The following is a 12,658-nucleotide window of genomic DNA, read 5'->3' as shown; positions in this document are numbered from 1 at the left end:
CCAGACAACGAAGGGCTTATGATCCCGCAGTGCCGAGGCGTAGCCCGGCCCGTTTGATCTCCTCGACCGTGTCGGCAAGCCCTTCCGTCAGCTTGTCGCGCAAGGCTTCGGCGATATCCGGATATTCGTCCAGAAGCCGCTTGAACATCGACCGGCGGATCTGCAGCACGCTGGAATTTTCCGCTGCGACGATGGTCTCGTGCGCCTTCATCTCGGTGATGAGTGCGAGATCGCCGATGAGGGCGCCTCGCTCGAAGCGCCGCGCCGGTCGTCCCTCTTCCTCGCCGCCCCGGCGGTCGCTGCGCGCAAGGAGGAGGCCCTCACTGACGAGATAGGCCGAGTGCTGCGGCCGCCCCGCTTCCACCACGACCTCGTCTTTGCGCACATGCCGGCTTTCCGCCGAGAAGGCGATCAAGCGCAGATGATCGTCCTCGAAGCCCCTGAAGAAGGCGGATTCGTGCAGGAGCTGGACGTCGGATCCGAGGCTCACGCGGCTCTCCTAGGTGCGTGCAAGCTTGTAGCCGCCGGCCTCGGTGACGAGGATCTCGGCGTTCGAAGGATCCTTCTCGATCTTCTGCCTGAGGCGGTAGATATGGGTCTCGAGCGTATGGGTGGTGACCCCGGAATTGTAGCCCCACACTTCCGAAAGAAGCGTGTCACGGGACACCGTCGCCTCGCTGGCGCGGTAGAGATATTTCAAGATCGCCGTCTCTTTTTCCGTCAGGCGGACCTTTCCGCCAGACGCGTCGAGGAGGACTTTTGCGGCGGGACGAAACGTGTAGGGACCGATGGCGAAGGTCGCATCCTCGCTTTGTTCGTGCTGGCGCAGATGCGCCCGGATACGAGCAAGGAGGACCGCGAAACGAAACGGCTTCACGACGTAATCGTTGGCCCCGGCCTCGAGGCCGAGCACGGTGTCGGAATCGGTATCGTGCCCGGTCAGCATCACGATCGGGACATTGACGCCGCTCTTGCGCAGCAATTTGACGGCTTCTCGTCCGTCCATGTCCGGCAATTCGACGTCCATGATGATGAGATCGACATGGGTTTCCTTGGCGCTCTTGATGCCGGCCGCAGCGGTCGTTGCCGAAGCGAGCTCGAACTCCTCGTAAAGCGCGAGCTGCTCCGTCAATGCTCCGCAGAGTTCCTTGTCATCATCGACAATGAGAATTCGTCTGGCCGTCATTCGCGCCTTATCTCCGCCCGGAATCGTCAATTTTGCAATTTAGGCTAAGTTCCCTGCCCTCGCCAGCCTTGCACCTCAGCCCATCAAGCACGCATTCTTGAACAATGTTGCCTCCCGACCCCCGCTTTCGCCCACAATCGCGCCGCAAACAGCCGAAACGGGCTGCCGCGTCGTCACGCCGCACGGCGCCTCAATCCGCCGACCCTGAACGCATCTATGTGCGGCCGTTGCCGAGCCCTCCGCACGCCGCCTTGCTGACGTTTCGCGGCCTCACCCTGCGCTGCGCCATCGGCCGCACTGGCGTGACGCACGCGAAGCAGAAGCGCGAAGGCGACGGGAAGAGCCCCATCGGGCGCTATGTCCTCGAATGGTGCGCCCTGCGGCCCGACAGAAGGCCGCCAATGCCGCGCTCGCAGCTTCCGACGATCGTGTTGCGGCGAAGCGACGGCTGGTGCGACGAGCCCACCTCGCCCGCCTACAATCGCGCCGTGCGCCTGCCCGTCAGCATCTCGGCAGAAGCGATGTGGCGACCGGACGGGCTCTATGATGCGGTGATCGGCCTCTCCCACAACACCGCGCCACGGCAGCGACGGATGGGGAGTGCCATCTTCTTCCACCTCGCGCGGCCCGGTCTTCAAGCGACGGAAGGCTGTGTCGCCATACCACGCTCGGCCATGCGCCGGATCCTGCCGTTTCTGTCGGAGAGGACGCAGATGGTCATCCTGGCGCCGGCAGATGCCGGTCGCCCGAAGCGCGTGTGAGGACCGACAGCGAGCGACCGCTCAGGGACGCGGCCTTGAGCCGAAGATCGCGCTGCCGACGCGCACATGGGTGGCGCCGAGCGCGATCGCCGTCTCGAAGTCGGCGCTCATGCCCATCGAGAGCTTCTTGAGACCGAGCTCGCCGGCAAGCTTTGCCAGGAGCGCGAAATGCGGCCCGGGCGCCTCCTCGAACGGCGGAATGCACATGAGACCTGAGATCTCAAGTCCGTGTTCATCGCGACAGCGGCGGACGAAATCTGTCGTCTCCCGCGGCGTAATGCCCGCCTTCTGCGGCTCCTCGCCGGTGTTGACCTGAACGAAGAGCTCCGGCGATCGCCCCTGGGCCGCGATCTCCTTGGCAATCGCACCGGCAATCTTGTCGCGGTCGACGGAATGGATGGCGTCGAAAAGCTCCACGGCCTGGGAAGCTTTGTTTGACTGCAATGGCCCGATCAGATGCAGCGTCACGTCCGGCGTCGCCTCACGCAAAGCCGGCCATTTCCCGGCCGCCTCCTGCACGCGGTTCTCGCCGAAGACGCGCTGGCCGGCGGCGATGACGGGCTCGATCTCGTCCGCATCGAAGGTTTTGCTGACGGCGACCAGCGTCACGCTTTCAGGATCACGCCCCGCCTCACGCGCCGCAGCGTCGACCCGGCGTTTGATCTCAGCCAACGCCTCGTGCTCTTTGTTTGCCTTGTCCATGTCCTACCCGCACTGTGCGCACAACCGATCGCCGCGCGGCGAGGTTGACCGGCTCTGGCAATCGTGTTGAAGCTCTTCGGCCGCTGCAAAGGCGGCGCGCCCGTTCCCAACAACCATGCCGTTCATGACTGCGTCAACAGAGCGTTATAATCCCCGAAACGTCGAGGCTTACTGGCAATCCATCTGGGAGGAGCGCGGCCTTTTCCGCTGCTCCAACGAGGATCCACGGCCCAAATATTATGTCCTGGAGATGTTCCCGTATCCGTCGGGACGCATCCATATCGGTCACACCCGCAACTACACGATGGGCGATGTGGTCGCCCGCTATCGGCGTGCCCGCGGCTACAACGTGCTGCACCCGATGGGCTGGGACGCCTTCGGCATGCCGGCGGAGAACGCTGCCATGCAGAACAAGGTCCATCCCAAGGAATGGACCTACGCGAACATCGCCACGATGCGCGACCAGCTGAAGCTGATGGGCTTTTCGATCGACTGGTCCAGGGAGTTCGCCACCTGCGACGTGGATTATTACGCCCAGCAGCAGCGGCTTTTCCTGGATTTCCTGGAAGCCGGCCTCGTCAAGCGCAAGAGCGCCAAAGTGAACTGGGATCCCGTCGACCAGACCGTGCTCGCCAACGAGCAGGTGATCGACGGCCGCGGCTGGCGCTCGGGAGCCGTCGTCGAGCAGCGCGAGCTGACGCAGTGGTTCTTCGCCATCTCCGATTACGCCGATGATCTTCTCGAAGAGCTGAAGGGCCTTTCCCGCTGGCCGGAAAAAGTCCGCGTCATGCAGGAGAAATGGATCGGCCGCTCCGAAGGGCTGAAGGTCCGCTTCGAGTTCGCCGACGACACCGTTGCCGACGAAGCGTATCTGGAAGTCTTCACCACCCGTCCGGACACCCTCTTCGGCGCCGCCTTCATGGCGCTCTCCCCCGACCATCCACTTGCGGCAAAGCTCGCGGCGACGAACGAGAAGGCCGCCGCCTTCATCGCCGAATGTCATCGCCGCGGCACGTCCGCGGAGGCGATCGAAACGGCGGAGAAGAGCGGCTACGACACGGGTCTCAGGGTCCGCCATCCCTTCATCGAGGGAGCGGTCCTTCCCGTCTACATCGCCAATTTCGTTTTGATGGGTTACGGCACCGGCGCGATCTTCGGATGCCCCGCGCACGATCAGCGCGACCTTGATTTCGCCAACCGCTACGGCCTGCCGGTCAAGCCGGTGGTGAAGCCGGAAGACGCCGATCCCGAGACTTTTGCCGTTACGGACGAAGCCTATACCGGACCTGGCCGCCTGTTCCATTCCGACTTTCTCGACGGCATGACGATCGAGGAAGGCAAGGACGCGGTTGCCCGTCGCCTGGAAGCCCGCACGGTCGGGGACGGCCCTCAGGCAGCCCGTGAAGTCAACTTCAGGTTGCGCGATTGGGGCATTTCCAGGCAGCGTTATTGGGGTTGCCCGATCCCGATGATCCATTGCGGGAGCTGCGGATCGGTGCCGGTGCCGATTGCGGATCTGCCGGTCCAACTCCCGGACGACATCGATTTCGACAAGCCCGGCAATCCTCTCGATCGTCATCCGACCTGGAAGAATGTCGACTGCCCGAAATGCGGCAAGCCGGCCCGGCGCGAGACCGACACGATGGACACTTTCGTGGATTCCTCGTGGTATTTCGCCCGCTTTACGGCGCCGAAGGCCGACACGCCGACCATCCCGGATGTTGCCGACGCCTGGCTGCCGGTCGACCAGTATATCGGCGGTATCGAGCACGCGATCCTGCATCTTCTCTATTCCCGCTTCTTCGTGCGGGCCATGCAGAAGACCGGCCATCTTGATCTGAAAGAGCCGTTTGCCGGCCTCTTCACGCAGGGCATGGTGGTGCACGAAACCTATCGCGAACCGAACGGACCGTTCCTGCCGCCTGAGGATGTGGTTGTGGAAGAGACGGACGGGGCGCGGCGCGCGCGACATGCGAAGACGGGTGCGGCCGTCGAGATCGGTCCCATCGAGAAGATGTCGAAATCGAAGCGCAACACGGTCGGTCCTGAAGAAATCAGCCGCAACTATGGCGCCGACACCGCTCGCTGGTTCATGCTGTCGGACTCGCCGCCCGAACGCGACGTGCAATGGTCGGCAGCGGGCGTCGAAGGCGCCCATCGCTTCGTGCAGCGTGTCTGGCGGCTCGTGACCTCGGCACACGACGCTCTGCCGCCGGCCGGGTCGGCTCTGCCATCGAGCTTCAGCGAAGCTGACGAGGCCCTGAGGCGAGCGACACATGCCGCAATCCGCGATGTGACCGACGCGATCGAGAACCTGCGCTTCAACCGCGCCATCGCGTTCGTGCACGATCTGGCGAACCAGATCGGCAGTCACGATAGCGGCGATCGCGACTCGGGTCGGTGGGCCCACAGGGAGGCCCTGGAGGCCCTCGTACTCTTGAGCGCACCCTTCATGCCGCATTTGGCGGAAGCCTGCTGGCAGACGCTCGGGCACGACAAGCTTGTCGCCGAAACGGCCTGGCCGGAGGCCGATGCAGCTCTTCTCCGCGAGGACGAGGTCACCCTCCCCTTGCAGGTGAACGGCAAGAAGCGCGACGATCTCGTCGTAGCCAGGGACGCATCGAAAGAAACGATTGAGGCGGCTGCACTTGCCTCTGAGACGGTCCAGCGGTTTCTGGAAGGTCGTCCCCCACGCAAGGTGATCGTCGTTCCCGGGAGGATCGTGAATGTGGTCGGCTAGGCGCGGATTTCTCATCCTTCTTGCAGCCGGCCTCGTCGCCGGCTGCACCGTCCGACCGCTTTATGCGCCCGATGCGAGCGGTCGGTCAGTTCAAGAAGAACTCCGCGCCATCGAGGTCGAAATGCCGACCACGCGGCCGGAACAGGTGTTCCGAAACTCACTGCTGTTCGGCCTCCAGGACGGCGAAACCGTCCCTCCGCAATATCGGCTCGAATATACGCTCGCGCTCAACTCGAGCTCCGTCGGCATCGAGGCCGTGACTGGTGTTCCGACCGCCTATCAGCTCTCCGGGCGCCTGCAATATCGTCTCTTCGACATCTCGACGGGTCACCAGGTGCTGGGTGCCGTCCTGAACACGGTCGCGTCCTATGACCGCTCCAGCCAGGCATTCGCAAAGCTGCGGGCGGAGCGCGACGCGGAGGACCGGGTCGCCGAGACCCTTGCGGGCATCCTGAAGACGCGGCTTGCAAGCTATCTCGCACGGAACTGACGATGGTGGCCGTTAAGGCCGCCCAGGCCACAGCCTTCACCACAGAGCCGCCGGCAAACCTGCGACTCTTCTTGCTTTACGGCACGGATCAGGGTGCGGTTTCCGAACGGGCTGCGACACTCGTGTCGATCTTGTCGGCGCGCGACCCGCAGGGCGCCACGGTTCTCCGGATCGGCTCCGACGAGCTCTCAGGCAATCCTGGCCGCATCGCCGACGAGGCCCATGCGGACATGCTGTTTGGCGGCGCGCCGCTCATCCGCCTGAAGATCCTCGACGGCCGCCACAATGTCGTTCCGTCGCTGCGCCCCCTCGTCGAAGACCCACCTGAAGCCGCCATCATTGTCGTGGAAGCCGACGAGCTTCGGGCCGGCGCTCCGCTCCGCCGCCTGTTCGAGGATTCACCCAATGCGGCCGCGATCCCCTTCTATGAGAGCAGCGTCGGCGACATCGCCGATCTCGCCCGCAGCCTGCTCCGAGAGGCAGGCGTAACGATCGAGCCCGACGCGCTCGACTATCTCATCGTGCATCTTGGGACCGACCGCGGCGTCGCCCGGCGTGAGATCGAAAAGCTGATTCTCTACGCAGGCGATGGGGCCGAGGTCACTCTTCGTGAGGTGACGACCGTCGTCGGCGAGAGCACGGAGCTCCGCAACGATCGCCTCATTGACCGGACGTTGACCGGCGACATCCAGGAGGTTGCCGCCGACCTCTCGCGTCTCGAGGCCGAGGGCGCCTCCCCTTCGGCGCTCCTCGCCCAGATGCTCAACCATCTTTTGATGCTGGCTGGGCTTCAGGCTGAGGTGCGCAAAAGCGGGCTCGCTGCCGCAGTCGATCGAGCCCGTCCGCCCCTGCATTTCCGTAGAAAGGACAGCGTCAAGCGCGCGCTGCAGATCTGGTCGCCCGAAGCCTTACGACGCGCCCGCGCCTCGATCGACGAAGCGATCTTGGAGACACGGAAACTCCCGGCCCTCGATTACGCGATCACCTCTCTCGCGCTCATGCGTCTGGCACAAGTCGCGCGCCGTGTGGGGCGCCGCTAAGCCTCTTAGACCTTCAGCCTCTGACACAGCATATCGAGCTGCTCCAGATCCCGGTACTTGATGCGCACCTCGCCCTTCCCGTCGGCCTTGTGACGGATGTCGATGAGGAGGCCCAGCCGGTCTCCCAGCTCCCGCTCCAACGCAACCGTATCGGGGTCCTTCTCTCGGCTCCGAGACCCCGATTTGACATCCGGCTCGTCGGATTTCTGTGCGAGCTTTTCGGTGTCTCGCACCGATAGCCCCTTGGCGATGGCGATCTCTGCGAGCTTTTCCGGATCCACCGTGTTGATGAGAGCTCGCGCATGGCCAGCCGTCAGCTTGCCGGTCCGAAGGTGGTCACGGACCTTCTCCGGCAGCTTCAGGAGCCGCAGCGTATTCGTGACGTGGACGCGGCTCTTGCCAATGACATCGGCGAGATCGCCCTGGCTGTAGCCGAATTCCTCGATCAAAGCCTGATAGCCGAGCGACTCTTCCAGAGGATTGAGATCGCTCCGCTGCACGTTCTCGACGATCGCGAGTTCCAGCGCCTCACGATCCGACACCTCTAGCAGCGTGATCGGAACCTCGTGGACGCCGGCCCGCTGTGCCGCCCGCCAGCGCCGCTCGCCGGCGATAATCTCGAATTCGCCGGGCGTGCCGGGCTTCGGCCGCACCACGATCGGCTGAACCAGGCCATGCGCCCGGATCGAGGCCGCAAGATCTTCGAGCTCCTCCCCGGAGAACTCACGCCGGGGGTTTCGCGGATTGGGATGAACGGTGGCGATGAGCGCGGTCTGAGGCTTCTGCGGGACTGCCGGCGCCTCTTGCATGTCCGGCACGGCATAGTCCTGAAGCAACGCGTCGAGGCCGCGTCCGAGGCGCCGTGGTGGTTCAGCAGCCATCACTCAACACTCCCTTGATCGCGCGCTACGCCGCCCGAAGCAGCCGTTCGCGCTGAATAACCTCGCTGGCGAGCCGCAGATAGGCCTGGCTGCCGGCGCAGTTGATGTCATAGAGGATCGCCGGCTTTCCATGCGACGGTGCCTCGGAAATCCGCACGTTGCGGGGGATCACGGTGTTGTACACCTTGTCGCCCATATGCGAGCGCACGTCGTCCACCACCTGGCCGGACAGGTTGTTGCGCCCATCGAACATCGTCAGCACGATGCCATGGACCGACAGCTCCGGATTGAGCCCGCGGCGCACACGCTCGACCGTCGACAGGATCTGGCTCAGACCCTCGAGCGCGAAAAACTCGCACTGCAGCGGCACGAGCACGGCATGGGCTGCAGCCATCGCATTGATGGTCAGGAGGTTGAGCGACGGCGGGCAATCGATCAGCACGTAAGTGTACGGCGATTGCCCCTGCCCTCCGAGCCCGGTCAGCGCATGCCGCAGGCGGTAGGCACGATCCTGGAAAGCGGCAATTTCGAGCTCGACGCCCAACAGGTCGAGGGTCGAGGGCGCGATGGAGAGACGCGGCACGACGGTCTCGAGCGCGACGTCGTGCACAGGCATCCCGTCCATGAGAATATCATAGGTGGAGCGCGTCCGGCTCTCGCGGCCGATCCCAAGCCCGGTCGATGCGTTGCCTTGCGGATCGAGGTCCACGATAAGGACGTCTTCGCCGATCGCTGCCAGCGCGGTGCCGAGATTGATCGCCGTCGTCGTCTTGCCGACCCCACCTTTCTGGTTGGCCACGACAAGGATTCGGGGAACGCTCGGGAGCCGCTCCAAGGCTTGCGGCATGGTCTAGGCCTTCCTGCGTTTCAGATGGGAGATGGCGGCGATGGTGCCGTCGCCCTCGGCGACGCTCGGATACAATATCCGATCGAACTGCCAGATGTCAGACGCTGCCACTTCTTCATGCACATATTCCTTGCCCTTCATCGCAAGGACAAGACCGTTTTCGGTGAGAAATGGTGCCGCAAGGCCAAGAAGGCTCGGCAGAGGGGCGAGCGCCCGCGCGCTGACGACATCGAAGCGCCCCGCAAAGTCGTTATGCAGCGCCTCAATTCGCCGTGCATGGATGGTGACATTATCAAGGCTGCAGACCCGCGCAGCCTGGCGGAGGAACGCCGCCTTTTTGTGATTGGCTTCGACAAGCCCGACGCTCTCCAACCTGTCTCGTAGGACGATTGCAACGATCAGGCCTGGAAAACCCGCCCCGCTCCCGATATCGAGCCAGGAGGAAGGCTTATGCGCGAGCGCGATCGGGACAAGCTGCAGGCTGTCGCCAACATGCCTGTCCCACACCTCATCAAGGGTTCGTGGTGAGACGAGATTGTGCGTGCGCTGCCACGTCTCCAGAAGCTCGACGAACGCGACAAGCCGGGCCTCCGTCTCTGGCGTCACAAAATCGCGGCAACGCGTCAGCACTGTTTCACGTGAAGCATCCACCCTCTCAGGCCGCACGGCGATCCCTCGCAGCACGCTTGAGATGGGCGAGGATGAGCGTCAGCGCCGCCGGCGTCACACCCTCGACACGCCCCGCCTGCGCCAGGCTCGCCGGCCGCACGAGCTCAAGCCGCTCTCGCACCTCGTTGGAGAGGCCGGAGAGATCGGCGTAGGAAAAATCACTCGGGATCCCGATCGCCTCATCGCGCCGCAGAGCCGCGACGTCCTCCTCCTGCCGTTCCAGATAGACAGCGTATCGTGCGTCGGTCGTGAGGTGCTTCTGGGTCGCGGAATCCGCCTCGCCGAGCTCGGGCCATATCGCGGCGACCGCCGACCATTCGATCTCCGGATACGCCAGGAGCTCAAACGCGGATCGACGGATCCCATCCTGATTGATCGGGAGGCCCCGCCGCCGCGCCTCACTCGGCGTGACACTGCACTCCCTCAGGAGCGCACGAAAGCGCCTGAGGCTCTCCGATTTCTTCCGGAACCGATTCGACCGCTCTGGCCCGACCAGGTCAAGTTCCTCACCGAGCCCCGTGAGACGCTCATCAGCATTGTCGACGCGCAGCGCCAGACGATACTCGGCACGCGACGTGAACATGCGGTAGGGCTCGCTGACCCCCTTCGTCACGAGATCATCGATCATCACACCGAGATACGCGTCCGAACGGCTGACGGTGATCCCCTCACCGCCCCCGGCCCGCCGCGCTGCGTTCACGCCGGCCACGAGACCCTGCGCCCCGGCCTCTTCATATCCCGTCGTACCGTTGATCTGCCCGGCGAGAAAGAGCCCTGGCAGTCGCTTTAGCTCCAGCGTCGCGTCGAGCTCGCGGGGGTCGACATGGTCGTATTCGATCGCATAGCCCGGTCGCAGGATCTCCACCTTCTCCAAGCCGGGTATGGTCAGAACGAACGCCGATTGAACCTCGGCTGGAAGTGATGTGGAGATGCCGTTCGGGTAGACCATATCGTCTCCGAGTCCTTCGGGCTCCAGAAAGATCTGATGGCTCTCTCGGTCTGCGAACCGCACGACCTTGTCCTCGATCGACGGACAGTATCGCGGACCTCGGCCGGAGATATTTCCGACATGGATCGCCGACCTCGCAAGATTGCGCCCGATGATCTCATGCGTCGCCTCGATCGTCCGCGTGATCCCGCATTTTATCTGCGGGGTCGTGATCCGATCCGTCATCGCCGAAAACGGCTCGGGTGGATCATCCCCCGGCTGCATGTCGAGTGACGCCCAATCGATCGTTCGCCCGTCGAGACGCGGTGGTGTCCCGGTCTTCAAACGAGCCAGGCGCAACCCGAGGCGATCGAGCGTCTCGGCGAGAGCAACCGACGGCTTCTCATCGACACGACCCGCCGGCCAGGAACGCTCGCCAATATGGACCATCCCGCGAAGAAAGGTGCCCGTGGTGATGACGACCGAGGCGCAATGGATTTCACGCCCATCCGACAAGACCAGACCTTCGACCCGTCCCGCACCAATAAGGATGTCGGCGGCCTCACCTTCGACAAGTACGAGCCCCGCCTGCCCGCCAAGCAAGCTTTGCATGGCGGCTCGGTAAAGCGCGCGGTCGGACTGAGCGCGTGGCCCCTGCACCGCGGGACCCTTTCGCCGGTTGAGCATGCGAAACTGGATCCCGGCCGCGTCCGCGGCCCGGCCCATCAGGCCATCGAGGGCATCGATCTCCCGCACGAGATGTCCCTTGCCCAACCCGCCGATCGCCGGATTGCAGGACATGGTTCCGATCGTGTCAGCTCGGTGGGTCACAAGGATCGTGCGCGCGCCGGCACGCGCAGAGGCGGCCGCGGCCTCGCACCCGGCGTGCCCACCACCGATGACAATGACGTCGCAATTGGAAATCATGCTGACGATCTAGTGCCTTCTGCCTCGAATGGGAAGTTATGTTTCACGTGGAACGAAAGCAGGCGGTTCAATCCGCGTTTCACGTGAAACACATTTCGCCTCTCCGATTCTATTTTCCGATACAAAACCGCCCAAAGATGGCACCAAGCACGCTCTCTGGGTCGACTTCACCGGTGACCCGGCCGATCGCTCTGAGACACGCGCGCAGCTCCTCTCCCAGGAGCTCGTCGACCCCACGAGGCTGCCCTCGTTTCAGAACCGATTCGAGGCGCTCAGCCAAGCGCAGCAACCCCTCTCTCTGACGTGCGTTCGCAGCGACCGCACCCACCGTTCCGGCCGAACCGCCGACCCCCTGCCGCGCCAGCCATTCGCCGAGCGCCAATTCAAGTTCCCGCAGACCCACTCCCGTCACCGCCGAAACCCTGTGCCGCCCAGCACCCTGGAGATCACCGCCCTCGACCAGATCCACTTTGGTCTCGATCACCCAACGATCGGGTCCACCGGATGTCGCAGGCGCATCTGCAGCTAGCGCGCTCTGACCAGCGGGCACGAGTTCCAGAACCAGATCCGCCTCCTCGGCCGCAACACGCGCCCGCCGAACCCCTTCAGCCTCGACCGTACTCACCGTCTCCCGCAATCCCGCCGTATCGATGAGCGTCACTGCGTAACTGGAAAGCTCAAGCGGTACGGACACGAGGTCCCGGGTCGTCCCAGGCTCTGCGCTGACAATCGCCACGTCACGCCGCGCGAACGCGTTGAGCAGGGTCGATTTCCCCGCATTGGGTGCGCCGACCAGGACGACGACGAACCCATCCCGCACCCGCTCCGCCAGGCGCGCCCCGGAGAGAAGCTCACGCACCTCAAGAAGGACGCCCCGCAACCGGCTCGCAACCTCGAGCTCAGACCCGACATCCCCCTCGTCGGAAAAGTCGAGCTGGGCCTCGACCTCAGCCACGCATCCGAGCAACGTCTCCCGCCAGGCCAGCAGCCTTTCTGCCATAGCTCCCCTCGCCTGCCTCAGCGCCTGTCGCCTTTGAGCCTCGGTCTCCGCCGCCACGAGGTCCGCAAGACCCTCAGCCTCCGTCAGGTCGAGCCGACCATTCAGGAACGCTCGACGGGCGAACTCTCCGGGCTCCGCCATCCGCAGTCCCGGCCATTGCGCAAGCGATTCGATCAGCCGCGCAATCACCGCACGGCTCCCGTGGCACTGCAGCTCCACCGTATCCTCACCGGTGAAAGTGCCCGGCCCAGGCATCCACAAGACGAGACCCACATCGATCACATCCCGGCTCTCTGGGTCCACCAACGCTCTCACCACAGCTCGCCGAGCTTCCGGCAAACCCCCGGCAAGTGCGCGCAGGGCCATCCCGGCGTCCGGTCCGGAAATTCGAACAATCCCGACGCCGGCGGGCAGCGCCCCGCTCGACAATGCGTAAATCGTGTCCATGTCTTCTGTAGTCGCCCTATGCCACGTCACCGGAGACATT

At 64.1% G+C, this 12,658-nt stretch carries 12 protein-coding genes; 4 read left to right on the top strand and 8 right to left on the bottom strand.

From position 1 onward, the window contains the following. Positions 1-16: 16 nt before the first annotated feature. Both ACK8CP_RS15435 and ACK8CP_RS15430 read right to left on the bottom strand, forming a co-directional pair. On the bottom strand, positions 17-490 hold the full coding sequence (locus ACK8CP_RS15435; protein WP_234630046.1) for a cyclic nucleotide-binding domain-containing protein: 474 nt from the start codon (positions 488-490) through the stop codon (positions 17-19). A gap of 9 nt (positions 491-499) precedes the next feature. After that, on the bottom strand, positions 500-1,186 hold the full coding sequence (locus tag ACK8CP_RS15430) for a response regulator transcription factor (RefSeq protein ID WP_128290476.1): 687 nt from the start codon (positions 1,184-1,186) through the stop codon (positions 500-502). A 251-nt stretch (positions 1,187-1,437) separates the two neighbouring features. Between ACK8CP_RS15430 and ACK8CP_RS15425 the strand changes: the two genes are divergently transcribed. Beyond that, positions 1,438-1,947: a L,D-transpeptidase family protein gene (locus ACK8CP_RS15425; RefSeq protein WP_414832409.1), complete on the top strand. Its 510-nt coding sequence runs from the start codon at positions 1,438-1,440 to the stop codon at positions 1,945-1,947. A 21-nt stretch (positions 1,948-1,968) separates the two neighbouring features. Here ACK8CP_RS15425 and ACK8CP_RS15420 read toward each other — a convergent pair whose 3' ends face one another. Continuing rightward, positions 1,969-2,649, bottom strand: coding sequence for a YggS family pyridoxal phosphate-dependent enzyme (locus ACK8CP_RS15420; RefSeq protein WP_414832408.1), 681 nt, complete (start codon positions 2,647-2,649; stop codon positions 1,969-1,971). 124 nt (positions 2,650-2,773) lie between these two features. On the opposite strand from ACK8CP_RS15420, the gene leuS reads away from it, so the two are divergent. Genes leuS through holA form a run of 3 tightly spaced genes read left to right on the top strand, consistent with a single transcriptional unit; the run spans position 2,774 to position 6,919 of the window. Then, the gene (gene leuS / locus ACK8CP_RS15415) at positions 2,774-5,389 is read left to right on the top strand and encodes a leucine--tRNA ligase (RefSeq protein ID WP_414832407.1); all 2,616 of its coding nucleotides are present in this window, start codon (positions 2,774-2,776) and stop codon (positions 5,387-5,389) included. Beyond that, a complete protein-coding gene (gene lptE / locus ACK8CP_RS15410) occupies positions 5,376-5,879 on the top strand; it encodes an LPS assembly lipoprotein LptE (RefSeq protein ID WP_414832406.1) in 504 nt (167 codons plus the stop codon). Before leuS ends, lptE begins: the two co-directional genes overlap by 14 nt. Before the next feature lie 2 nt (positions 5,880-5,881). Beyond that, a complete protein-coding gene (gene holA / locus ACK8CP_RS15405) occupies positions 5,882-6,919 on the top strand; it encodes a DNA polymerase III subunit delta (RefSeq protein WP_414832405.1) in 1,038 nt (345 codons plus the stop codon). A 5-nt stretch (positions 6,920-6,924) separates the two neighbouring features. Here holA and ACK8CP_RS15400 read toward each other — a convergent pair whose 3' ends face one another. From ACK8CP_RS15400 to mnmE, 5 genes are all read right to left on the bottom strand, one after another. Beyond that, positions 6,925-7,800, bottom strand: coding sequence for a ParB/RepB/Spo0J family partition protein (locus ACK8CP_RS15400; protein ID WP_234630040.1), 876 nt, complete (start codon positions 7,798-7,800; stop codon positions 6,925-6,927). A gap of 25 nt (positions 7,801-7,825) precedes the next feature. Next, on the bottom strand, positions 7,826-8,647 hold the full coding sequence (locus ACK8CP_RS15395; protein WP_128290469.1) for a ParA family protein: 822 nt from the start codon (positions 8,645-8,647) through the stop codon (positions 7,826-7,828). A gap of 3 nt (positions 8,648-8,650) precedes the next feature. Further along, positions 8,651-9,253 carry a 16S rRNA (guanine(527)-N(7))-methyltransferase RsmG gene (gene rsmG, locus ACK8CP_RS15390; protein WP_414832404.1) on the bottom strand — a complete coding sequence of 201 codons (603 nt, stop codon included), beginning with the start codon at positions 9,251-9,253 and terminating at the stop codon, positions 8,651-8,653. A gap of 49 nt (positions 9,254-9,302) precedes the next feature. Beyond that, the gene (mnmG, locus tag ACK8CP_RS15385; RefSeq protein WP_414832403.1) at positions 9,303-11,171 is read right to left on the bottom strand and encodes a tRNA uridine-5-carboxymethylaminomethyl(34) synthesis enzyme MnmG; all 1,869 of its coding nucleotides are present in this window, start codon (positions 11,169-11,171) and stop codon (positions 9,303-9,305) included. Between the two features lie 109 nt (positions 11,172-11,280). Next, entirely contained in the window at positions 11,281-12,618 is a 1,338-nt protein-coding gene (gene mnmE / locus ACK8CP_RS15380) for a tRNA uridine-5-carboxymethylaminomethyl(34) synthesis GTPase MnmE (protein ID WP_414832402.1), read from the bottom strand. Positions 12,619-12,658: the final 40 nt, after the last annotated feature.

The sequence above is a fragment of the Afifella sp. YEN Y35 genome (genome assembly GCF_047553465.1).
In the GTDB taxonomy this organism is placed as follows: Bacteria; Pseudomonadota; Alphaproteobacteria; order Rhizobiales; family Afifellaceae; genus Afifella; species Afifella aestuarii.
Note: the sequence above shows the minus strand (reverse complement) of the source record. Positions and strands in the feature narration are given on the sequence as shown.

Coding starts and splice junctions, on each gene's coding strand:
- lptE (WP_414832406.1), top strand. CDS start 5,376: ATGTGGTCGGCTAGGCGCGGATTTCTCATCCTTCTTGCAGCCGGCCTC.
- ACK8CP_RS15400 (WP_234630040.1), bottom strand. CDS start 7,800: ATGGCTGCTGAACCACCACGGCGCCTCGGACGCGGCCTCGACGCGTTG.
- holA (WP_414832405.1), top strand. CDS start 5,882: ATGGTGGCCGTTAAGGCCGCCCAGGCCACAGCCTTCACCACAGAGCCG.
- mnmG (WP_414832403.1), bottom strand. CDS start 11,171: ATGATTTCCAATTGCGACGTCATTGTCATCGGTGGTGGGCACGCCGGG.
- mnmE (WP_414832402.1), bottom strand. CDS start 12,618: ATGGACACGATTTACGCATTGTCGAGCGGGGCGCTGCCCGCCGGCGTC.
- ACK8CP_RS15395 (WP_128290469.1), bottom strand. CDS start 8,647: ATGCCGCAAGCCTTGGAGCGGCTCCCGAGCGTTCCCCGAATCCTTGTC.
- leuS (WP_414832407.1), top strand. CDS start 2,774: ATGACTGCGTCAACAGAGCGTTATAATCCCCGAAACGTCGAGGCTTAC.
- ACK8CP_RS15420 (WP_414832408.1), bottom strand. CDS start 2,649: ATGGACAAGGCAAACAAAGAGCACGAGGCGTTGGCTGAGATCAAACGC.
- ACK8CP_RS15430 (WP_128290476.1), bottom strand. CDS start 1,186: ATGACGGCCAGACGAATTCTCATTGTCGATGATGACAAGGAACTCTGC.